A 22,769-nucleotide genomic window follows, 5' to 3' on the forward strand; every position below is an offset into this window, starting at 1 on the left:
CGTAATGCCTTATAAATTGCTATTCCTGCTCATCCCCTTGTTTTTAGGTTTTTCTGTTCAGCAGGAACTTAAACCATATAAAATAAGCGGTTATGCACAGGGAACTGATTATGCAATTACCTATTATGCCAGCGATAGTTTGGCAACCAAACAAGGCATAGATAGCTTGTTGAATGAAATCGATTTATCCATGTCGCTTTACAAAAAGGGATCGTTGATCAATCAGTTTAACGCTTCCAAAAGCGGGGTCAAATTAGACCATTTTATGAGCGCTGTGCTGAAAAGAAGCTTTGAAATTAACCAGGATACCAAAGGTGTTTTCGATATTACGGTAGCACCTTTGGTACAAGCCTGGGGCTTTGGACCAAAAGAAACCAGAACGGAACCTGATCCGGCAACCATCAAATCTATACTGGCCAATGTTGGCATGCAGCAGTTAAAATTAAAAGGTGGCTGGCTCAGTAAGTTAAACCCAGCTGTACAGATCGATTTAAACGGAATTGCGCAGGGCTACAGTGTCGATCTTATTGCCGCTTACCTTGCCCAAAAAGGCATTAAGCAATATGTAGCCGAACTGGGTGGCGAAATCCGCATTGCAGGACCTAAACCCGATGGACAAGCCATGAAAATAGGTATCGAAGGACCTGATAAAGACGGTACGCCGATCATCAGGCATATTGCCGCCATTAATACCGGTGCCGTTACCACTTCGGGCAATTACCGCAAATTTCACCAAAGCGGGAAAAAGAAAATCTCTCACCTGATTAATCCTAAAACCGGATATCCGCTGGATAACGAAATGATCAGTGTAACGGTTTATGCCAACGATGCCATTACCGCCGATGGCTACGACAATGCACTGATGGCCATGCACCTCAAAGATGCCATGGCCTTTGTTGAAAGCCGCAAAAACCTCGAAGCTTATTTTGTATACCATAAAAAAGATGGTACCGTTGCCGACACCCTGACAACAGGGTTTAAAAAATTGATTATCCCCTCCCCTCAGTTTAAAAACTAAATGATGAAAAGAAGTGAATTTATCAGAAATAGCCTGCTCACCGCCGGTGCTATAACCACAGGTGCAGGAATTACCAATACTTTTGCAGCCGAAAAGCAGGCCAGTACTTTCGGAGATAAGACCTTTAATCTCGATTACGCTCCGCACCAGGGCATGTTCGAAAACCATGCCGGTAAAAGCTTTTTAGATCAGATCCAGTTTATGTACGATAAAGGTTTCCGCTCGATAGAAGATAACGGTTACCTGAACCGCCCTGTTGAAGAACAGGAAAAAATTGGTAAGCTGCTGTCGAAATTAGGCATGCGCATGGGCGTTTTTGTGGTTGATGGTGGTGATAACTGGAAAACATCGCTCACTACCGGTAAAAAAGAGTTTAAAGATAAGTTTGTAGAAACCTGCAAAAAATCAGTAGAAGCCGCTAAACGATGTAATGCCAAATGGCTAACCGTAGTACCCGGCTTTTACGAACGTAATTTACCTTACGGCAACCAGTTTGCCAACGTAATAGATGCCATGCGTGCAGGCGCTGAGGTTTTTGAGCCACATGGCTTAATTATGGTACTCGAAACTCTAAGCGATACCCCGGAGCTTTTTCTGCAAAAAACCAACGAAACATACGCGGTATGTAAGGCTGTTAAAAGTCCGTCGTGCAAAATCCTTTACGATATTTACCACATGCAGCGCACCGAAGGTGATCTGATCAAAACCATCGATCGCTGCTGGGATGAAATTGCCTACATCCAGATCGGTGACAACCCGGGCCGAAAAGAGCCAACCACAGGCGAAATCAACTATAAAAACCTGTTCAAACACCTTCATAAAAAAGGTTATAAAGGTGTTATGGGGATGGAGCATGGTAACTCGAAAGGTGGTAAGGAAGGTGAGCTGGCAGTAATTTCGGCCTACCGTACTGAGGACAACTTTTTGTAATTAAAATCTGTCATTTTCAACCGCGAAGCAGTTTTAATGCTTGCGCTACCAGCGCTCAAAGATTGCTTCGCCGGCTGAAAAAGCCTTCTCAGCAATGACGGATTTTCTAAAGCCATGGTCGTCTCTGTACAAAACAACCCCATTTCCACTTAACCAGCCTTCAAAACCCATACCGAAACACTACCAGCATTACAATAAAACTCTGCCCAGCCGTTTTCATCTATGGTTATCTCCTCTTCGCGGTTGCCCAAAGCATCAACAAAGGTTTTCCCTGCAAAATGAGCTCCTAATTCCATTTGTTTAAAGCCATCATCTCCCGTGCTCAAAAGCACCGCCAAACCACTGTTTTCATGTTCCTCATCGCCGGAGCGTGTCCAGCCTATGCAATCGCTGTGATCAAAATAATCGCGCTGCTCACCATAAGCCAGAGCTGTACGGATTTTACTCATCGTTTCTACTTCAGCTATCCCGACAAGCTCCACATGTACATCCTCGCTAGCTTCATTCTTGTCATCATAAATCCCTCCGTATAAATCCGGGAAAAACAAGCAAGGAATGCCCTGCTCTCGCAATAAAATCAACGCATAGGCCAATGGCCTGAACCAAAATTCTACATACGATTCCAGAGCTTGTAAAGGTTGCGAATCGTGATTATCGACAAAAGTAACCGCCAGCTCAGGTTTAACCTGAACCAGTGTACCCTCAAAAATTGCACTCATGTCGAATTCGCCGCCGGCTTTGCTGGCCAGGAAAAAATTATGGTGTAAAAGTGAATCAAAAATCTGCGTGCGGCCTCCTGTAGTTTCGATATAAGCCAGCTGACCTTCAATATCTTCAACATTCCAGTCTTCGGCTACGATAAAGAATTCTCGACTATATTTATCATTCAGGTGGTCAATCCATTCGATAATGAAATCGGGGTTAATGTGCTTAACTGCATCCAGCCTGAAACCGTCTATTCCTGTGGTTTCTACCACCCATTCGCCCCAGTATTTCAACTCTTCAATCACTGCTCGGTTGCGGTAATCAATATCATTAAACATCAGGTAATCGTAATTACCAAATTCGGTTGAGGGCACCTCTTCGAAGCCTTCCCCGTAGGTATTTTGAATTGAATAAATAGCTGTTTCCTGCAGGTCTTCCGCCCAATCTACCCCGCTAAAACATTCGTGGGTCCAGATAAATTCCGAATATTTACCCTGGCGGCCCGGAAAAGTAAACTTTGTCCAGGCTTCAATTTCAAAAACATCGCTGGTAAATTCGTTCCGGTTATCAGGGTTAACCCTGCGCACGGCTATTTTCTCCAGCTCATCGCCCCCAGCTTTATGGTTAAATACCACGTCGGCCAAAGCCGCAATTCCTTCCTTGTGCAGGGCTTCAATGGCTTGTACATATTCGTCTTTCGATCCATATTTCGTCGGCAAGCTGCCTTTCTGGTCAAACTCACCCAAATCAAACAAATCGTAAACGGCGTAGCCTACATCGTAAGCCGCATTGTGCGATTTGTAGGCAGGCGGCAACCACACTGAGGTAACACCAAGCGACTTTAAATGACTGGCTTCTTTGGCCACTTTAGTCCATAATTTTTGTTCTTCGTTATAATACCAATGGAAAAATTGGATCAGGGTCTGGTTCTGCATTAATGGGATTTTAGATTACATAACATGTTTAATATGCAATTGTTTTTTTTTAGATTTACAGGAATAACCCTGTACGCTTTTTCTGCTGTTTGCGCAGATCACCGCAGAAAAACAAAACAATCACTCTGCGCGCTAGTCTGTTTCATCTGCAGGAAAAATCTTACCCATTTTCCTGCTGATTGCAGAGATTTCCATGGAAATAGCATAGCTGCCCGTTTTAAATACAACTTTAACAACAATTTCCTTATTTTTGCGGGCAAATGAGCTTAAAAAAGAAATTTGCCAGAGAGAGTTTTACCATCATGAACGAGTTGGTATTGCCGAACGATACCAATACGCTAAACAACCTGATGGGTGGCCGCCTGCTCCACTGGATGGATATTGCAGCGGCAATTTCAGCGCAAAAGCACTGCAACCGCATTGTGGTAACCGCATCGGTTGATAATGTTTCTTTTAAGCAACCCATTAAACTCGGCGACGTAATTACTATTGAAGCCAAGGTTACTCGCGCCTTTAATACTTCGGTAGAGGTTCGTTTAGATGTTTGGGCTGAGAACATTCCCAGTGGTGCACGCCAGAAAAGCAATGAGGCCTATTACACCTTTGTAGCCGTTGATCAGAGTGCACGTACCATTCCTGTACCCGAGCTTATACCCGAAACACCTGAGGAAAAAGACCTGTATGATGGTGCCCTGCGCCGTCGCCAGTTACGCCTGGTTTTAGGTGGTAAAATGGATCCGGATGATGCCAGCGAACTGAAGGCACTTTTCTTTAAAGCCTAATTTTTACAGTAAAACTTCTTGGTAGTTAAACGGTTTGTTTTATTTTAGCAGCTTACCCTGCGCTGAAAATATGACAACCTATACCATACTTATTATTTTAAGCGGATTGGTGATCTTCTCCTATCTGTTTGATCTGGTGGCCAGTAAAACCAAAGTCCCGTCGGTTTTACTGTTACTTTTATTGGGCATAGGCCTGCGGTTTCTGGTCGATTATCTCCAGATCCATACCTTCAATTTTCTGTCTATTTTACCTATGCTGGGTACTGTTGGGCTAATTCTGATTGTTTTCGAGGGTTCGCTCGAGCTGAAATACGACCAGCATAAAAACAAAGTTATCCGTACGGCTTTATTATCGGCGCTAAGTGTTTTACTCGGTTCCATTGCTGTTATTACCGCTATTATTTATCAAATCACGCATCAGGATTTATACACCTGCATGGCCAATGCCATTCCTTTTAGCGTAATTAGTTCTGCCATTGCCATCCCTTCGGCAGCTGCCCTGGGCAATAAAGACCGTGAGTTTGTAATTTACGAATCTTCCTTTTCCGATATCCTGGGGGTTATTATCTTTAACTTTGCCATTACCAACCATGGTTTTAGTACTTCGGCAGTTATAGGCCTCGGCTTAAGCACTTTTTTAATTGTACTGCTCTCGGCCATTGCCTGCGTGGTATTGCTTTATATCATGGGTAGGCTTGTACACCACATTAAATTCTTTTTAATTATTGCCATCCTCATACTCGTTTACGCCATAGGTCAGTCGTACCATTTATCTTCGCTGGTGCTCATATTAAGTACCGGTTTATTCCTCAACAATGCCGATACCATCAGGAATGCCTGGTTCAGGAGTGTGTTTTTGTATAAAAATCTGTCAGCAGATTTATCTCAGCTTTACCAACTCTCTGCCGAGAGTGCTTTCATTTTACGCACCTTCTTTTTTGTGATATTTGGATTTACCATGAACCTGAACGAGCTGAACAACCAGAATGTACTAGCCAACGGATTTTTCATCCTGCTAGCTATTTACCTCATCAGGTTAGTGTTTCTAAAAGTATTTAAAAAAGAAAGCCTGAGTCCTATTTTATACATTGCTCCGCGTGGTTTAATCAGTATATTGCTGTATTTGCACCTACCTGATAGCCTGAAAATACCCGGAGTAGGCACGCCGTTTTTATTCCTGGTGGTATTGGGCTCCAGTATCATAATGACGTTGGGCATTACCCTCAGCAAAAGAAAAACAGCCGAAATACCTAAGGTTTAAAGCTGCCTGAAATGGCTTTGAGCTGTTGCAGCTCGGTCAAAGTGTTGGGGGTGGCCTGGTAATAAATAGAATAATAACTCAGCTCTTCTACCTGTTTGGGAGCTTTATCACTGAACTTAAAACGTGCAACATTAGGGTTAATGGCATGAATAGGCAAAGCAATGGCATTGCCCAATGCAGTAAAAATAACCGAAAATACAGTGGCCGATACATCTTCCTTAAATGTTGGTTCTTCTTTGCCCCATTTATCTACCATTTTACCACTGGCATCCATTTTATATTCTTCAGCGCGGTCTTCACCAATTTTAATTAAACTAAATCCTTCATAGCCTTTTTTAACCGTCCTGATTTGCACCGTTTTAATTTCATTAAGCAGCACCGGAATAAGCGTACCTTCATGATTTAAAACCACCTTTACCGAATCTACCCTTTGTAAAATACCTTTGTACTTAACATTTTCGGTTTTAACAATGGCGATATAGGGTTTAATGCTTTGACCCATAGCCAGAGTAGCGGTAAGCAAAAGAGAGAGGGTAAAAAAGATGGTTTTCATATGAAAGCGTTAAGATTGCTCAAGATAGTAAGATCTCATGTAAAAGCGTAATGCACGGAGCATGGCCTTAGGCGCTTAGCGTTAGGCTTTAGTTCAGTAACTGCCAACTAAAAATCCAAACTTAGAAATGCCAACTCCAAACTGAAAAGTCCCCTCTACAAACTGCCTAGCTTCCCATCTCCAGGATCTTATCAAACTCAGCTGCTTTTAAAGGCATAACCGAAAGACGGCCCTGGCGTACCAGCGAAATATCAACCAAACTTGGTTCGGCTTTGATCTGCTCTAACGAAACTGGATTTTTTAAGCTTTCAACAGGCGATAAATCAACCACCACCCAGTTGGTATCATCGGTTGTAGGGTCCTGATAAAACTCTTTTACTACTTTGGCAATACCCACTACGTTTTTACCCTCGTTACTGTGGTAAAAAAGTACTAAATCGCCTTCCTGCATGGCTTTGAGGTTATTCCGGGCCTGGTAATTGCGCACGCCATCCCAAAAGGTGCGGCCATCTTCATTAAATTTCTCCCAGCTGTATTTAAAAGGTTCTGATTTCACTAACCAATGATTCATGTATTGTATTGTTTAAAGGGCTTTAAAGACATATTATTAGTTCTATTTTCGGATTGGCGACAAAAGTGGCGACAAAAGCAAATTATGAAACAGTCAAAACAATCCCAATTGATACACATTTGGGAAGATTATGAGTTCTATCTAAGCATTCCGAAAACATTTACTGGCTCTAATAAGCCCTATGTTTATTTCTATTATTTAGACTCCAAAACTAAGAAAAGGGAATGGATTAGGAAATAATTATCGAAAGAAGGCAAGATAAGATCCGTTGCAATGTTGTGCTTTTTTATTATACTTGAATTCTAAATTAACGCTAATGGAAATCACAGGTTACACAGTAGGCGAGGTTTTAGGTACTACCGCGGTTACAGGCACATTTATATATTTCATAATTAAAGGATTTATCAATCCAAAAGCTGATTGGCTTACCATTTATACCATCACCTTTATTGCAATGTTTCTTCTATGGTATCTCAGCAGCCCAGTAGCTTTATACGATAACATATTGTTTAATGCTTTTAATGCTCTGCTTTTTTTCGGTGGCCTTGCTGGATCAATAAAATATTATTGGCAAATGTGGAAGAGAAAGAGACAAGTGCAATCATAGATCTAAATCTATTCCTTTCCTAGCATAGGATAATAACCATTTTTAACTTACATAATATCATTTTATACTTGCCTAATTGCTTCCAATATGTTTGAATGGAACAACTTCTATGGAGCTATCTTGATTGATAGAGAATACGAGAAATCGAAGGACTTTATCGTTAACGGAATTCTTGAAAAGAAATATAATTACTTTCATCCTGCCATTTTTTCAACAGGAATTAAAGAGTATCCTTATTACTATGATGATATTTTGTTTTCATTTGGAAGAACTGCAAAATACTTCGTTCGTGACTTGCATGAGCTTCATAACTTTATAACAGAATTTGAAGACATATTAGGCAAATTAGATTTTAAGAATGCTCAAGTACGAATGGATACGGATTATGCTAATTATGATTTGTTTTGGCGAAACAAATCTAAGTTGTCTGAACGAGAGCAATTAGAAGATATAAGACAGTACAACGAAAACGGAGTAAGATACTTTGAAAGCGAGAAGTTTTATTTTGGAATAGGTGAAATAGACTTATACACAGGCTGGGCAGAATCCTATAGCAATGAAAAATTATCTGATTTTGACAGGTGGTATGGAGAAGGGTTTAACTACCCGTTTTAAAGTTTGAGAAGAGATCTCTATCATCCTAAATCCATTCCTCTCTCCAAAAAAGCTGCTTACACGGAGAAAGGAATGGTTTAGTCTTTATAGACATGGATTGAACTTAAATAGTTTTTGATAGTTTTTATTACTTTCGTACATGGCTAATAACTCAAACACTTTCTTTACAACGGACTTATACAATTCTGAGATTCATCTGGAGATAAATGAAGATATTTTGGATAACATATATGCTGATGGAATAAAATCTGAAGAAAAATTACCGATAGAATTTGTGTTCATCACTGACAACGAGCAAAAAGCTATTCTATTCAAAAATAGTCTTTTACTACAATTTCCGACCTACAGTAAAATCGCTGCAGAAAAGTCTGATGATTTGTGGGACATACAAGGCATTACACATCCCATCGAAATGTCATTGAATGAAATCAATAACTGGAATCAAATCATGTGGGATTTTGGTTATCAATATGATTGTCAATTAGACGGCTGGCAAGTTGGAACTTAACATTCCTACACCAAGCCTTTCACTCTCCTGCTGCTTACCAAGTGGAAAGGCTCGGTTTAGTCATTCATTATGTGCTGTGGCATCTGTGCTGTATTTTTATTAGGGCAATGCTTTAATTTTCTGTTAGTGATTCTTAGCAAAAGACTGTGGGTTACGGAAGGAAGATCGGTATTCGGCAAGTCTAATGCCACTTAAAACACATGCCATCACATCCGTTCTGTCATGGTTTTAATTTTGGCAAAGCGGTTGCCTCATGAATGCTTTCTCTATCTTTATCTAGGATTTGCTTCGCTTCATCCTGGATAAATCTAATCGCATTCCACTTTTCAGCTCACCTGCGCAATCGAAAATGCTGCACGACTGTCACGATATTTGGTCAAATATCTCGCCAGTCGCTTGTGTTAAAACATAGATCGAATCCCGCTGCTACGCAACTGCTGATTCTCACACATTTTCTCAGTTCGCAGGCGGTGAGCGAGCACAACTAAATTTATTATCTTAGCCAAATGGATATCTGCATAAACTATCACCCACCATCAACCCTTCTCCCATATAAACAAATTAGAGAAGCGTATAGTAGATATGAGTTCAATGAAGATTTACATGAAGGAGAAGGCAAAACGGAAAGAAGATTTAGTAACACTAGATATGCAGAGGTAAAGATAGTAATAGAGAGAGTACAAAATTGTTATTTAACCTTTGGTTGGGATGTAAATGAAAAACAGATTCCTAGCGAGTACTTTGATATGGTTTTTTCAACAGTGAAAGCTATTTGCTCAGATCACCCAGAAAAGGACAATTTAAAAATCAAGGTGGTACATGGGGCTTATCATGAGGTTGATTCTTCTCTATTTAGTTTTGAGATTGCAACTTTTAAAGCCATAGCTGATTTAGTGGGTTATGATATTCCATCTGAATACATACCACTAATTAGGTAATAAGAGTAACTTTAACACATTTCTCAGGCGGTGAGCAAACACTTATTTTACTATATTGAAATCTTAAATAACGCGCATGCAAAGACAGCCATATATTGGAGAACCATATGAAATTTCCTCGATAGATTACCTCAAAGGCATATTACATACCTACGCAGATATAAATGAGCATTCTTCAGGTCTTTCCTACGATTTTGATTTAATTACAATTGGTAAATCGAATGATGTGATTTCGTTAATTAAGGAGCAGTTTAATGAATTTAGGGAAGAGTCATTCCAGCTTAAACTACTTGAAGAAGAAACATTCCTATCTGAAATTAAGTCTTGGCTATATCTGAGTGGAAACATGACGATATTAAAAGTTGCACAAACTAAGCAAGATGAAGAAGTGAATCATCTTTATAAGTTATTCAATAAAGCACTGATGCTAAATGAAATATATAAGATTACCGAACTTAGCGACTCTTATCAATTCGGAATATCTTCAGACTATTATATATTAAATGGAGCTAGTAAATATTACCTGATGTACTTCTTGTATACAGATTGAAGTTCCATAGAACATATCGTTGCATCGCTCTAACGAGCTTTACTGCAACGACCATCGCTCCATACGCATGTCGGTACGCCAAATACTAATCTCTCCTAACTACAGAATGAATAGGAAAATTATACAATTGTTCAATAACATCCTCAAATCTGCCTAATAACTGACCATCACTGCCAGACACTATCTCCCACCAAGGAAAAGAGGATAATGTTATCCTAAAATCCAAAAAGGTAATATCTAAATCAACTCGCGTACCAAAATTAACTAAGATATAGTTGGCATTATAAATATCGCCTTTAGTAACATCTTTAATAATAACAGACCCAGTATTAGCATATTCGTCTGGGAAATCCAGATCAGGATAAGCTTTAACTCTAGAGTATGCATTTTTATTTCTTCTCTAACATGAAGTCCGCCATTGCAACGCCTAGTTTAATCGGCTTGTGAGGATATTGCTATCTCACCCTACGGTTCTGCAAAAAACCTCTTAATATCTTACTCAACAATCATCTGGATGCCTGCCATTTCTGCCTTATAGTTGATTTTGTCCTTAAGGCTATAATAGCTCCAGTTCTGCAACAGGTAATGATCTTCTTTCGCTATTTCCTCTTTTTCCTGCTGGTTAATCAGTAATAATGTTGCCGCCCGGTGTTTCACACAGAAATCGATCAGCATCCGGCTGTAGACATGTAGTTTATACTCCACATACCGTTTTTCCATATTGCGGTAATCTTCAACGCTTTTCATTTTCCGCTTCCTGCCATGGCCGCCACGGTTAAAAGTTACGGCTTTTTTGACCCTGTTTACCGCCGACTGTATTGCTAGCCTCCTATATAGGAATTCTTCCCTGTTTCCAATTGCATGCTCGTGCCTACCGATCTTAACCGTTACCGGGTGCTCTATTGAAAGTGAGGCTTCGGCAATGATCGTGGGATCAAGTACATGTTGTTCTTTTTCAATCGCTATGGCGGCCAGCAAAAATACCTTACCCTTATCGAGCTGAATGTGGCTGGCGCGGAGTTTCAATGTACCGCCCAAGATCCTTTCCAGCATGATCTTTTTGTCCGACCTGTCTTTTCCAAGATAAGTTCTAAAGGGAATCTGAAAAAGCCTGAAGGTAAAATTCCTGTGGTCAGAAGTTTTGGCCAGTTTGGAAATTACCTCTGCCCCAAAAGGCAGTGGGATGTTGCGTTTGTAGTTCCTCAATGACTTTTCTCCTTTCCAATAAGCATCCTTCTCTTTGTTGAAAGAGGATATTAAAGTATTGTTGAGGTTGCTTAGGATATTGGTAGGAATCTGCCCCTTGAAATGATTGGAAAGCAGTTTGTAGGTAGTATTCTGGCGTGAGGAATTCAGGATCCCGTTCGCTTCCTTTTTCTCATCGGCTATTTTCAGCTTGATCTCCTCGGTCAGGTAAAAGAAATCCTTTACTTGTTCCTGCACAAAATGGTGGCTCATGATCATATTGGCAGCACGGAAACAAATGCGTTGCCAGTCGTATAGCTGATCCTTCGCAGCTCTGATCACTTCTTTATCGTCCGAGTCAATCAGTAACTGGATTTTACGGGTAACAATCATCGTTTCTTTTTCCATGGCATTAATTTTTTATCCTTTTTACTTTGGTATAGGCTAGCACAAAAGCTCTTTTGATATGCTCCTGGCTTAAATTCAATGCTCTGGCTATCTCTTCAAAACTGTACTGGAGTTCATACCGCATGTGCAGAATACTAGATTGTTCCTCGCACAGATCGCCCTCAAATTTGAATTTTCTGGCTTTTCCGGTAGACTCAAGTTTTTGTGAGCTGGTCAGAATTGATTTTAATGTTTCCAGTGTTTTTTCCACGCTTCTGGCTACCTGATAATCCGAAATGCCACCAATATGCCAGGCAATGCGTTCGTAGTTGAAATCATATTTCAGGCAGAGCTGAATAAACAGTTGCTGGTTTTCGTTGAGATTAGGCATGACCGCCTCGACTTGCCGCCATTTTAGCTTTAAGACTTCATCCAGTTCTTCCTGATAGACAACGTCTTCAGGATCCGGTTCTACCTCCGGATCGTAGCCTCCGATGAATTCCTGGTAGTTATCGATCTCGTCAAGTTTGAGCATATTCCGTTGAAAATTGTGGCGGGAGGTCTTATAGTAAGCTTTGCAGGCCTTTAGGGTGGTGCTATGGAGAAAGGTTTTAAGGTGGCTCGGACAGGTTATACTATTTCTGATGAGCCAAAGACGAAGAAAAGCTTCGCTAACGATACAGTCCGCGTTGACGTCATCTTTAATGTACCTTCTCCTTTGATAAAATAACGAAGGATAGAGCTGATTATAAAAATATTCAAGGCCCTTTTCATCACCACTGCTGAATTTGTTGAAATAAAAGCTCTTCTCGTTTATGTTGTATATGGTTTCTGCTCTCATAAATCAGTGTTTATGTTCTGATTCAAATTAATATTAATAATGGGGGCGAAATAAAGCAAAAACCAGCCCTTCCGCGTTAATATATGCGGATATGGTAAACCATATTTGTTATTAGGAAAAAGATACTTACCTTGGGATTGCGAAAAACCATTGTGCTGCACCTTTGCCTAATTAGCAATAAAGGGCTGGTAACAAGCTAAATTAACCTGCTGGGCTTTGTGCGCTCTCTTCACACTAGCCTCTGCTCTTTTGGGCTATATTTTAACTTGGAATTCTGGCACGTATTACGATGGGGAACAGATAACGTTCTTTAATAATAGTTGTAGGGAATAATTACGAATCACTTCCTGGAGGTGAATCACTTTGATGGCGCTTAATTTTTTCGTTTTCATAAACGGTTAATTTTTATGTAAAACGATGCGGACTCAACAAAGTAAATGGGAAACATGTTGGTAAAAAACCAATAAGGCGCACCTCTTCACTTTTGCCATGGTTCCGCCAGAACCGCTTTTCATCAAAGATAAAAAGTTACCCAAAAGTTTACGAGGTACGCCCTACTGGATTATACAAAAGTATAATAATTCCAGTATGTAGGCGAACACCCGGTCAACTCGTGGTAAATCTGGCGGATTTTGGACGAGTAACATCGTTTAAAGCTGAAAAACCAGCTCTATATTTCGCATTATGATAACACAATAATAGTAAAAGTTTTTCATATAACGTCAAACTTTTTTGAAATATTTTTTTTATAAAATGAGGGACATTAATCGTTTAGCTGAAGTATTTAAGGAGAAGGATGTTTATAATAGGGATATTGCTAAACATCTTAATAAATCTGAAGAGACAGTATCAAGATGGGTGAACAATCATAGACAACCGTCTGTGAACGATCTAAACGAGATCGCTGAATTTCTTAGAGTTGATATAAGGGAGTTACTATATCCGAGTGACTGGAGTAGTAGTCAAATTAAAGGTTTCAAAGTAAAAAATAATGCATAATGTATATACACCACTTTAAAAAAGCTTGGGTCCGTGCAATAGTGGCTTTCTTATTGGGAGGCGTGCTTAGGGAAGCTATATTTATTTCAACTGGCGACCCAAACAGACCGAGAGGAGAAAATTATGACCTTATCACATTACTTTACGTAGCAGGTGTATATATATTATTAACCTTATATGTGAAAAGTAAAGTAAAAAAAGAAATTAATTAGCTAAGAAGCAATGCGAGGGTAGAGCTTTTCGGAAATAGATATAGAAAAACAAGCTCCCCGTCTATCATTGAATTAATGTTACGGGATATTGCACAACGAAGTAACTGCAGTGAGAGCAGGGTTGAGAGGTTTGAATGACAATTAAATATCCAGATCTACCACATTCCATTCAAAAGCATCTTAGCTAATCAAGCTCGTATTAAAAAAAGAACGACTAAACTAAGCGCTAACTTCTCATGACTAAGCCGATAATATTTGGAGAGATAAAAGGTATTCTAGAAGGCCATCAATTTGAAGATAGAAGAATTATGATGAAGGATAGTTTCCATAGAAACTGGGCCGGAGGAATAGATGGCACTGGGAAAACAAGTGTTGCCGCCATTGTACTTTCAGGGGGTATGTAGAGGATGAGGATTTTGGCGATACAATCATCTATACAGGTGCTGGTGGTAACGATGTTTACCTACATTTATGCATAAGGTTATGCTTACTATTTCTCTTACCATGAGCTTTGGTGTACAAAAATGGAGAAAACTCACGAGAATCTATATTATGATCAGCAAACCATCATGACCTGATAATCTTGGGCACGTATTTCGTTAAAGGAAATATTTTTTTTTTGCATCAGCTTCAATTTAATTGACTATAATATCGCTGCTTAAGATCATGCTACCTAAATCAATCACTAAATAAACCGCCGGCAAAAACTATGCTCCCTTATTTGGAAGGTATTATAGTTAAAAAACACCTACTGTAACGAAATTGAAGGTACAGTCAGAGGCGTCACTTGTCAAATGGCCTTCCGGACAGACAGAACCGAATGTCTTTTCAGTCACAGAACTCTTATAGTTTGCCAATGAAAAAAGCCTAGGTTCCAGCAAAAATAACAGATACCAAATACTAGCCTACATACATGAAAAAACCAAAAAAAGATTGACTCCGCCTCACCAAAGACAACTACTTAACTTCATACTAGGCAACAATCGGCTACAACATGCCTAAAAATTGGCCGAACGGGTTCAATTAATTTGGTTTACGCACCCTATAGCCGCAACCCACATATTATTAACTTGCTTGTTTTGATGGTAAATTATTTTTTGACTGGATCAAATCATTATAATTCCTAACTATATAACCTTTGAGCGCTGATCTCTCGGAATTGGAAAGTAAATGGGAGCCTAATATTTTTTCAAACCAGTTTTCCAATTCTCCGACAAGTTCTTTTGTATTAAAATATTGTTTGCCTAGCCGAAAACACAATGCCCCATGGATAACTAATTCTGCTGAACTATGAACGATCCCATACTTATCAAGCTCTCTGGAAAGCACTTTTAAGGTATTCATTTTTAATATTTTTTGATTTAAGCTACAACTATTGCCCTGATACCATCGATAGCTAAGGAAGTAAGATGGCAAATTGGAGACTTTGCTTATCGACGCTATACGGCACCATAAATCATAGTCCTCGGCATATTGATATTCCTGGTCGTAGCGTAGGTCAAAGGCATATTCTGCTCTCATAGTTACTGCTGAATGGGCAAACTTATTTTGAAATAGTAATCCCATTTTTGTTTCCCAGGGATCACATGGAGTTTCAATCCGATCCAGTATCCTCCCATGTATATCCGTAGTCTGATACCAGCCCCCTACCAGTCCGTGGTCATTATTAGCATTCAAAAAATCAATTTGTGAACTTAACCTATCACCGAGAAGAATGTCATCTGCATCCATTCTTGCAATATAATTTCCATTAGACCTAATAATTCCCTCATTTAGCGCGCTCACGATGCCTTTATTCGACTCGCTTCTTATATAGGTTATCCGGGCATCATGTATACGGGAAACAACCTCTTCTGTATTATCTGTACTTCCATCATCCAAAATTAAAACTTCGTAATCCCTATAATCCTGTAGTAAAACACTCTTAACGGCTTGGTTTATGAATTTAGCGCAATTATATGTAGGAATCAATATGGTAGTCTCTGGCATTTTAAACCTGTGCTGTAAATTGGGAAATAAAGGATAAAAACCTTTTTAGGTCTTCTATCGTATCGATATCGAAAAATGGCGCACTATTAGGTATGCAACTAAAATTGCCACTCCAGAAAGTCAAATTAGAATCATTCGACTTGACTACTTTTTCCAGGAAAGCCTTTTTTATCAAATAGATTGCGCCGTCAATCATTTCCTCAGGAGAGTCACTTAAAGATCCTTTCCTATTTTTAAAATTGAACTTGAAACGGTATTCATTTCCTTGTTTCTTTTCCAGGAAATACTGTTTTCTATCGGGAAAGGTGTTGGAAGTTGCAATAAAGTCAGGAACATTAGCCGAAAGCTCCATTAGTCCTATCATTTGGGAAATTAGCCTGTAGGATTTGAATGGATGGGTTACCGAAGAAAGCACAAAGCTTTCGTAATTGAGATCTTGCATAAGTGACCAGCTTGAATGCAACTCATCTCCCCCCTCTTTCCATTGCTCGAAGAATGCATTAAACTTGTAGTCTTTGGCAATCCCCAATAGCTCTTTTGAATCAGAAATCACGTAAACGTTCTCGAAGCCTTCTCTCTTCAAATAATTTAAGGTAAAAGGGAGAAGCGTCTCGTTCTTGTTTGGGCAACGAACGCTTTTCCCTTTCACAGGAACCAGTACCGGAATATCATTCATCCTTTAATCGAAATATTTGGCCCGACTTTAATTTATTTTTCAAATAACGTTCTTCAAACAACCCAGCACCTTTATGCCATTGCCAGATGCTATGATTATCGATCATAATTGCCCGGTTTTCAATATCAAGGCAAGTAATCCATATATTGTACTGCTCGGCCCATCCTGAGTTTAGCAGATGTCCTAAGAGCAATACCGGCGATGTAAGCCGTTCAAATCCAGTCTCACTAATTGCATTGCGTTCATTAATAATTTCGATTCCATTGTACTGCCGTTCTGAAATATATTCTCTCCATTCCGAAAACATTTCATACCAACAATTTCGCATTAAAATCTGTCCTGCCGATTTTATCGATTTTTTGTTATCCCCGCCTTTAAATATTTTAGTAAACTCTGTATTGGCCTCAAGAAACAATCCATCAATCCTATTTCCCGAATGCCCTAAATAATTCATTCTGTTTATACGCATTACATAATCAAATGAATCTATTTCATTTCCTAGTGGTTCCCTCATTGGCGGCTTATTTCCTACAAGAATTAGGTTTTTCTTCATAAAGTCTATACTCCAACAAATATTTAGAACCAACGACCGTTAACGATTTTATTTCGGATGAACAAAAGTGCTATAGGCAATAATATCACCCCTATTATAAAAGCAAAACATTCAATTTTTGCTACCTGACTATTTAGAAATTTATTTTCTTTATATAGGTTATAAATTTTAAGATACCGCTGATTATAATAAAATATGAAGTAAACCAAAGCACCAAAAAACAACATAATTAGTGTAAGTATGACCTTATTTAATTTAGGTAATTTCGCATATACCGGGTTTATCCATCCAAGTACGCAAAAAATAGATAATGTCATACATAAAAACATAATTCCAAATATCCCCCCGACTGTTAGCGGGGGAATATCATTTTTAAACTCTCCATGTTTATAATACGAATTATAGACCACGTAAAAGAGCTTATCCAATAATTTAATTCTCATCAATTGCGCCTTTGATTATCAACCAACCCATCGAAACGGTTGCACCCAATATATTAGATTTTATAAATAATGAACCAACACTTATTACCGCGTCGGCAACATTTACCATAGACACTGTACCATCATCATCTGCGATATCTTGATACAAGTTATACAAACTAACGCCAGCTTGAGTGAAGCCTAAAACTTTTCCAGCAGCACTTAATACAGCAACTCCATTTAATGACCCAGCTGCTTTAATATCATCGATTAATGCGGAACCCGGATTGGATTGGAGTAAATTGTGTACGATATCTTTAGCTTCCAACGGGAGTTGGCCCAATCTTGCAGCATCTAAGGTATTGTAGAATGAATTGAAGGCGAGCCCATTTTGAATGGCCATTGCTGCGATATCAACAACAGATAATGTCGGGGCTGTGCCGGATCCGCTTCCGCCTCCTCCTCCTGGACTAATTGTACCCGAATAACCACTACTACTATACGAAAAACTTCCAGTGTAACCATTGAGATAATTTGACCAATTCCAGCTGTAAGGATCCGAAGAAGAAGAAGTAATGGTAATTTCAGGAAGCGATCCGACCCACTGACCTAAAGAGGCATCGTAGACAAAAGTATACCCATTAACGGTCCATACGTCTCCATTTTGCGGGCCTTCCCCTCCTTTTGCAGACAAAATTTCTGAGATGGTCATCATCTCCATTACATTTTCAAGTTCGTCAAACGCTAATTTAAATTTTGTTTTCATGAATTATGTATTATTTAATACAACAATTATCAGTAGAAATAACCTGAAATCAAAATATTTTTTCAAGCTTTGTAAAAATTATTAAACGCTTATCCCCCTTTAGACTCTTGAAAAAATTCCCTTGCGATATGCAGCTCGACATGATGGACTGTGGACCGGCCTGCCTAAAAATGATAGCTAAACATTATGGTAAATTTTATTCTCTGCAATACTTAAGAGATAAATGCGGTGTAAGTAAAGAAGGTGTTTCTTTTTTAGATTTAAGTCATGCCGCCGAGGAAATTGGTCTAAGGAGTTTATCTCTAAAATGTACAATCGATGACTTATTACTTAGACTATCATTGCCGGCTATTCTGCACTGGGACAATAGCCATTTTGTTGTCGTTTATAAGGTTAATGCCCAAAGAAGTAAAGAAAAAGGAATTACTGGCTATATCTATGTTGCTGATCCGGCTAAAGGATACATCAAATACAACTCGGAGGATTTTATCAAAAAATGGTATAAGGAAAATCAGCAAAAGGGAATGTTGATGGCAATAGCGCCACAAGCTGACTTCGAGCAGCGCCAAGGAGATGAAAAAATAGAGCGGAAGAAGACTTTTGATAATTTTATCGGGTACTTTAAGCCTTACGGAAAAAGCTTTTCGAATCTATTTATTGTCATGTTAATGGTCACTGTACTTCAGGGGCTCTTACCTTTTATAAACAAAGCTGTAATTGATGTCGGAATCCAGACGAAGGATATTGACTTTATAAATATTGTTTTGATAGCGAATATAGCTATCGTCGTAAGTATCCTATTAAGTAATCTGGTTAGGGACTGGATCTTGCTGCACGTCACAAGCAGGGTTAATATCGCCTTGATATCCGACTATCTTATTAAACTCATGCGCTTACCGATAACATTCTTTGAAAATAAGATGACTGGGGATATTTTACAACGTGCTCAAGATCATGAACGGATACGAAGTTTCATCATGAATAATTCGCTTAATATGATTTTCTCGGCTTTAACATTCTTGGTTTTCGGCGTGATCATGTTTATTTATAACCCCGTAATTTTTTATATCTTTCTAATCGGAAGCCTCATCTATGTTTCATGGGTAATGGCTTTTCTTAATATCCGTAAGAAACTAGATTGGGAATATTTTGATCTGGTAAGTAAAAACCAAAGTTATTGGGTAGAGACCATTGCAAGTATTCAGGACATCAAGATTAATAATTATGAGAAGCAGAAAAGATGGAAATGGGAAGATATACAGGCTCGCCTTTATAAGGTTAACCTAAGGGTACTGAGCATTACCAACACCCAAAACCTTGGTGCTCAGTTTATCGATAGCCTTAAGAACCTATTTATTACCTTCTATTGTGCTAAAGCTGTAATCGCTGGCGAAATCACCTTTGGAGTAATGATTTCCACTCAATTCATCATTGGCATGTTAAACGCTCCAGTGGTGCAATTCATTCAATTCATTATATCTTATCAGTTTGCTAAAATTAGTTTTTTAAGACTTAACGAAATACACCAATTGGAGGACGAACACGAAAACGTTGGGACAAATAGCGTAGAGTTACCAGAAAACAAAAGTCTTGTCATCAGAAATTTGGCGTTTCAATATACCCCACATGGCAAACCCGTTTTACAGGGCATCCGCCTGGTTATCCCAGAAGGTAAAATCACAGCTATTGTAGGCGATAGCGGTAGCGGCAAATCTACTCTGCTAAAATTACTATTGCGCTTATACAAACCCAGTTACGGCGAAATCCTGATAGGCAACATGAATATTAATAATATCAGTCTGCGACAATGGAGAGATAAATGTGGTGCTGTAATGCAAGATGGAAAAATTTTCAATGATACCATCCTAAATAATATCACGCTAGAGGATGAAAAAATAGATTACCTGCGATTAAAAAAAGCTTTAGAAACAGCCAATATTGCTCAGGAAATTGAAGCCCTTCCTATGGGTTATCAAACACTGATGGGGGAACAAGGCAGAGGCTTAAGCGGCGGGCAAAAACAGCGGATATTGATTGCCAGGGCATTGTACAAAAACCCCGATTATTTATTTTTCGATGAAGCAACTAATAGCCTGGATACTATTAATGAACAAAAGATTACCAAGGCACTGGATGATGTTTTTAGGGATAAGACTGTAATCGTAGTGGCCCATAGGCTAAGCACTATCCGCAAGGCTGACCAAATTATTGTAATGAAAAACGGGATTATTGTCGAGGTTGGTAACCATAATAGCTTAATGGAGACTAAAGGAAGGTATCACCAACTAGTCCAATCCCAACTGGATTTAAGCGAGACAATCAGCAGTTAATTTTAGCTTGCTGATAATATTTCTAACCAAATTTATTTTTGCCAAAACACACTATTAAAATGAACGAGGAACAATTATACCTTACAAATGCGAGAACGGAAGAAGTACAAAATATTATTGATAGGATGCCAAAACGGTTTGGATTTTGGGTTACGGCAGTGCTTTCACTTCTATTTGTACTGTTTTTTTTGTTCGGCTGGGTAATTAGATATCCTGATGTAGTAACAGGCCAGATTACTGTTAACACCAACCTTTCACCGCTTAAATTAATCGCCAATAACAATGGCAAACTTAAACTGAATAGTATAAAATCCATGGATATCGTCAGGGAAGGACAAATAATTGCCTATCTGGAAAACTCGACCACGCCTACCAATGTAACCAAAATTGATAGTTTGCTTAAAGTGTATAACCCCAACAATGATGATATTCTAAATATACTACAGAAATTACCCCATAACTTCTCGCTGGGTGAGCTCAATGTAAAGTATTATTCATTTGTTAATGCCGTTCAGGAATTTAGCAACTACAAACTTGACCGGTTATATGATAAACAGGATGAAAACTTGCGTGTGCTCTTACATGAACAAAACAATGCCATAACTACAGCGACAAAAAGAATCGAGATGGCCAAAAATAATTTAGACTATGCCTATAAATTTTTCAAAAGAGACTCTATTCTATTTACAAGGAAAGTAATTAGTGAAGCTGAATTTGACAAAACGGAAATGAGCTTTTTATCAAATAAAGATGCTTTACAAAACCTAATCACTAATTCAATCAACGCAAGACAAACTTTAAAACAGACAGAAAGCAAGTTACAGGAACTCGGTATTCAAAAGCCGGAAAAGGAAAAAGAACTTCGAATAGCACTAATCTCAGCTTATCATGACTTACTTGACAACATTAAAAACTGGGAACAAAAATTCGTATTTAAATCTCCTTTTAACGGAAAAGTACAGTTTTTGAAATTTTACAGGGAAAATCAATTCGTTCAAAATGGTGAGCAGGTTTTTACCATAGTACCAAAGGAGGAGAAATCCTTCGGACAGCTGATTCTCCCGGCAACCGGTAGCGGTAAAATCAAAGCGGGCCAAGAGGTCATTGTAAAACTAGATAATTATCCATTTATGGAATACGGTACGATTGAGGGAAGGGTGAAATCCATTTCTCTTACTACAAACATAACCAAGACTGATAAGGCTGATATTGAAACCTATATGATTCTTGTTGATTTTCCTGCACAATTGAAAACCAATTATGGGGCTAAGCTCGATTTTAAGGCTGAAGCAACGGGTGTAGCTGAGATTATTACAAACGACCAAAGATTACTGCAAAGACTTTTCGGAAATCTTAGATACATTTTGAACAAGTAAAGCACCTTGGCTACGCCCAAAAACACACCAAATATATTCATTATACTGTGCCCCGTTATAACCAATCGATAATCTTGGATAGGAACAAGCCAACCAGTCAGGTCAGTCTCTAATAAACCAAGCCAACTTTATGGCTGCGCTCCAAACTGTTGAGTTAAGGTGATGTCGAATACTCTTTACAATGCTTATATTTGCATCATAACTACAATTTAGCATGATTGACATAAATACTTTTAATCAAGTTGACACTACATCCCTTGTTGATCGGGTAGAAGCTCAGCTGGTGAAATTTCTTCAGGATCAAAAATTAAAAGTTGGAGATAGCATACCTACCGAAATGGAGCTTTGCAAAGCTATTGGAGTTAGCCGTACCGTAGTTCGCGAAGCTATGGTTAGATTAAAATTGAGGGGATTAATTGAATCAAGGAAGAAGAAAGGTGCCGTTATCACGAGTCCGGATATATTTGAAATAATCAGTAAGAGCATGAACCCATTTGTGCTGGATGAGGGCACACTGAAAGAAATTTTCGAGTTGAGACTTGTTCTTGAAATTGGAATGGCAGATTTACTGTTTGAGCGGATTACTGATAGTGATATTAAAATTCTGGAAGAAATTGTACAAACAGAGCCGGACGCACCTGACAACGGGATTTTTCAGATTTCACAGGAAATAGCTTTCCACGGGAAGCTTTATGAAATCACCGGAAACAATATGCTTAAAAAATTTCAGACTATGTTACTTCCTATTTTCGATTATGTCCATAAAAGCGGATTGTTCAAACCTTATGAAGCCAAAGATAAATTTGTTACCCACAAAGGGCTTGTCGAAATACTTAAACACGGTTCAGCAGAAAGTTTTCGCAATGCAATGCGCAATCATTTAGGAAATCATTTCGACAGGCTTTTTCGAACTGGGAGTTAATTGATTCTATTGCATCAGATAAAGCCTCTCAAAAACCATAGGTTTCATTATTCTTTACTGTGTCCTCGATCAGGCACGATGGAGGCTGGCACTCATTTCTAACTCATTCATACTTGGAAGGTTCTATAGTCCTTTACA

23 protein-coding genes are annotated in these 22,769 nt (G+C 38.9%); 14 read left to right on the top strand and 9 right to left on the bottom strand.

All coding sequences use genetic code 11. The features are described 5' to 3' along the window. Positions 1–4 precede the first annotated feature (4 nt). Positions 5–1,018, top strand: a complete 1,014-nt coding sequence (locus DBR40_RS12905) for an FAD:protein FMN transferase (RefSeq protein ID WP_124560165.1) — start codon at positions 5–7, stop codon at positions 1,016–1,018. A gap of 3 nt (positions 1,019–1,021) precedes the next feature. Beyond that, positions 1,022–1,948: a hydroxypyruvate isomerase family protein gene (locus DBR40_RS12910; RefSeq protein ID WP_124560166.1), complete on the top strand. Its 927-nt coding sequence runs from the start codon at positions 1,022–1,024 to the stop codon at positions 1,946–1,948. A 149-nt stretch (positions 1,949–2,097) separates the two neighbouring features. Here the strand turns inward: DBR40_RS12910 and DBR40_RS12915 are convergent, their stop codons facing one another. Beyond that, positions 2,098–3,588 carry an alpha-amylase gene (locus DBR40_RS12915; RefSeq protein ID WP_124560167.1) on the bottom strand — a complete coding sequence of 497 codons (1,491 nt, stop codon included), beginning with the start codon at positions 3,586–3,588 and terminating at the stop codon, positions 2,098–2,100. 260 nt (positions 3,589–3,848) lie between these two features. Between DBR40_RS12915 and DBR40_RS12920 the strand changes: the two genes are divergently transcribed. Then, positions 3,849–4,370, top strand: coding sequence for an acyl-CoA thioesterase (locus DBR40_RS12920; protein WP_124560168.1), 522 nt, complete (start codon positions 3,849–3,851; stop codon positions 4,368–4,370). A gap of 70 nt (positions 4,371–4,440) precedes the next feature. Further along, the gene (locus DBR40_RS12925; RefSeq protein WP_124560169.1) at positions 4,441–5,631 is read left to right on the top strand and encodes a cation:proton antiporter; all 1,191 of its coding nucleotides are present in this window, start codon (positions 4,441–4,443) and stop codon (positions 5,629–5,631) included. Here DBR40_RS12925 and DBR40_RS12930 read toward each other — a convergent pair. Together DBR40_RS12930 and DBR40_RS12935 are read right to left on the bottom strand one after the other, a co-directional pair. Beyond that, the gene (locus DBR40_RS12930; protein ID WP_124560170.1) at positions 5,621–6,184 is read right to left on the bottom strand and encodes a hypothetical protein; all 564 of its coding nucleotides are present in this window, start codon (positions 6,182–6,184) and stop codon (positions 5,621–5,623) included. The two genes, DBR40_RS12925 and DBR40_RS12930, sit on opposite strands and share 11 nt — an antisense overlap. Positions 6,185–6,350: 166 nt before the next feature. Next, on the bottom strand, positions 6,351–6,755 hold the full coding sequence (locus DBR40_RS12935) for an EVE domain-containing protein (protein WP_124560171.1): 405 nt from the start codon (positions 6,753–6,755) through the stop codon (positions 6,351–6,353). A gap of 316 nt (positions 6,756–7,071) precedes the next feature. On the opposite strand from DBR40_RS12935, the gene DBR40_RS12940 reads away from it, so the two are divergent. The 5 genes from DBR40_RS12940 to DBR40_RS12960 all read left to right on the top strand — a co-directional run bounded on the left by DBR40_RS12940 (position 7,072) and on the right by DBR40_RS12960 (position 9,973). Beyond that, on the top strand, positions 7,072–7,362 hold the full coding sequence (locus tag DBR40_RS12940) for a hypothetical protein (RefSeq protein ID WP_124560172.1): 291 nt from the start codon (positions 7,072–7,074) through the stop codon (positions 7,360–7,362). An 87-nt stretch (positions 7,363–7,449) separates the two neighbouring features. Beyond that, positions 7,450–7,977 carry a hypothetical protein gene (locus DBR40_RS12945; RefSeq protein WP_124560173.1) on the top strand — a complete coding sequence of 176 codons (528 nt, stop codon included), beginning with the start codon at positions 7,450–7,452 and terminating at the stop codon, positions 7,975–7,977. 139 nt (positions 7,978–8,116) lie between these two features. Then, complete coding sequence (locus DBR40_RS12950; RefSeq protein ID WP_124560174.1) at positions 8,117–8,485, top strand: ribonuclease E inhibitor RraB; 369 nt, start codon at positions 8,117–8,119, stop codon at positions 8,483–8,485. A 506-nt stretch (positions 8,486–8,991) separates the two neighbouring features. Further along, positions 8,992–9,423 carry a hypothetical protein gene (locus DBR40_RS12955; RefSeq protein WP_124560175.1) on the top strand — a complete coding sequence of 144 codons (432 nt, stop codon included), beginning with the start codon at positions 8,992–8,994 and terminating at the stop codon, positions 9,421–9,423. A gap of 76 nt (positions 9,424–9,499) precedes the next feature. Next, a complete protein-coding gene (locus DBR40_RS12960) occupies positions 9,500–9,973 on the top strand; it encodes a hypothetical protein (RefSeq protein WP_124560176.1) in 474 nt (157 codons plus the stop codon). Positions 9,974–10,468: 495 nt separating this feature from the next. Here the strand turns inward: DBR40_RS12960 and DBR40_RS12965 are convergent, their stop codons facing one another. Both DBR40_RS12965 and DBR40_RS12970 read right to left on the bottom strand, forming a co-directional pair. After that, positions 10,469–11,566 carry a hypothetical protein gene (locus tag DBR40_RS12965; protein ID WP_124560177.1) on the bottom strand — a complete coding sequence of 366 codons (1,098 nt, stop codon included), beginning with the start codon at positions 11,564–11,566 and terminating at the stop codon, positions 10,469–10,471. A gap of 4 nt (positions 11,567–11,570) precedes the next feature. Next, positions 11,571–12,386, bottom strand: a complete 816-nt coding sequence (locus DBR40_RS12970; protein ID WP_124560178.1) for a sigma-70 family RNA polymerase sigma factor — start codon at positions 12,384–12,386, stop codon at positions 11,571–11,573. Between the two features lie 753 nt (positions 12,387–13,139). Between DBR40_RS12970 and DBR40_RS12975 the strand changes: the two genes are divergently transcribed. Beyond that, positions 13,140–13,385, top strand: coding sequence for a helix-turn-helix transcriptional regulator (locus DBR40_RS12975; protein ID WP_124560179.1), 246 nt, complete (start codon positions 13,140–13,142; stop codon positions 13,383–13,385). Between the two features lie 448 nt (positions 13,386–13,833). Then, on the top strand, positions 13,834–14,001 hold the full coding sequence (locus DBR40_RS26875) for a YDG/SRA domain-containing protein (protein WP_199748334.1): 168 nt from the start codon (positions 13,834–13,836) through the stop codon (positions 13,999–14,001). 661 nt (positions 14,002–14,662) lie between these two features. Here the strand turns inward: DBR40_RS26875 and DBR40_RS12985 are convergent. From DBR40_RS12985 to DBR40_RS13000, 4 genes are all read right to left on the bottom strand, one after another. Continuing rightward, positions 14,663–15,586, bottom strand: a complete 924-nt coding sequence (locus tag DBR40_RS12985) for a glycosyltransferase (RefSeq protein ID WP_124560180.1) — start codon at positions 15,584–15,586, stop codon at positions 14,663–14,665. A gap of 1 nt (position 15,587) precedes the next feature. Next, a complete protein-coding gene (locus tag DBR40_RS12990) occupies positions 15,588–16,262 on the bottom strand; it encodes a hypothetical protein (RefSeq protein WP_124560181.1) in 675 nt (224 codons plus the stop codon). After that, entirely contained in the window at positions 16,255–16,815 is a 561-nt protein-coding gene (locus DBR40_RS12995) for a hypothetical protein (RefSeq protein ID WP_124560182.1), read from the bottom strand. The genes DBR40_RS12990 and DBR40_RS12995 overlap by 8 nt, the downstream gene beginning before the upstream one ends. Positions 16,816–17,247: 432 nt before the next feature. Then, positions 17,248–18,003 carry a hypothetical protein gene (locus DBR40_RS13000; protein WP_124560183.1) on the bottom strand — a complete coding sequence of 252 codons (756 nt, stop codon included), beginning with the start codon at positions 18,001–18,003 and terminating at the stop codon, positions 17,248–17,250. 107 nt (positions 18,004–18,110) lie between these two features. On the opposite strand from DBR40_RS13000, the gene DBR40_RS13005 reads away from it, so the two are divergent. From DBR40_RS13005 to DBR40_RS13015, 3 genes are all read left to right on the top strand, one after another. Then, a complete protein-coding gene (locus tag DBR40_RS13005) occupies positions 18,111–20,333 on the top strand; it encodes a peptidase domain-containing ABC transporter (RefSeq protein ID WP_233603881.1) in 2,223 nt (740 codons plus the stop codon). Between the two features lie 314 nt (positions 20,334–20,647). After that, entirely contained in the window at positions 20,648–21,709 is a 1,062-nt protein-coding gene (locus DBR40_RS13010; RefSeq protein ID WP_158674046.1) for an HlyD family secretion protein, read from the top strand. A 214-nt stretch (positions 21,710–21,923) separates the two neighbouring features. Further along, entirely contained in the window at positions 21,924–22,631 is a 708-nt protein-coding gene (locus DBR40_RS13015) for a FadR/GntR family transcriptional regulator (RefSeq protein ID WP_124560185.1), read from the top strand. Positions 22,632–22,769 lie beyond the last annotated feature (138 nt).

The organism is Pedobacter sp. KBW01 (genome assembly GCF_003852395.1).
Classification (GTDB): Bacteria; Bacteroidota; Bacteroidia; order Sphingobacteriales; family Sphingobacteriaceae; genus Pedobacter.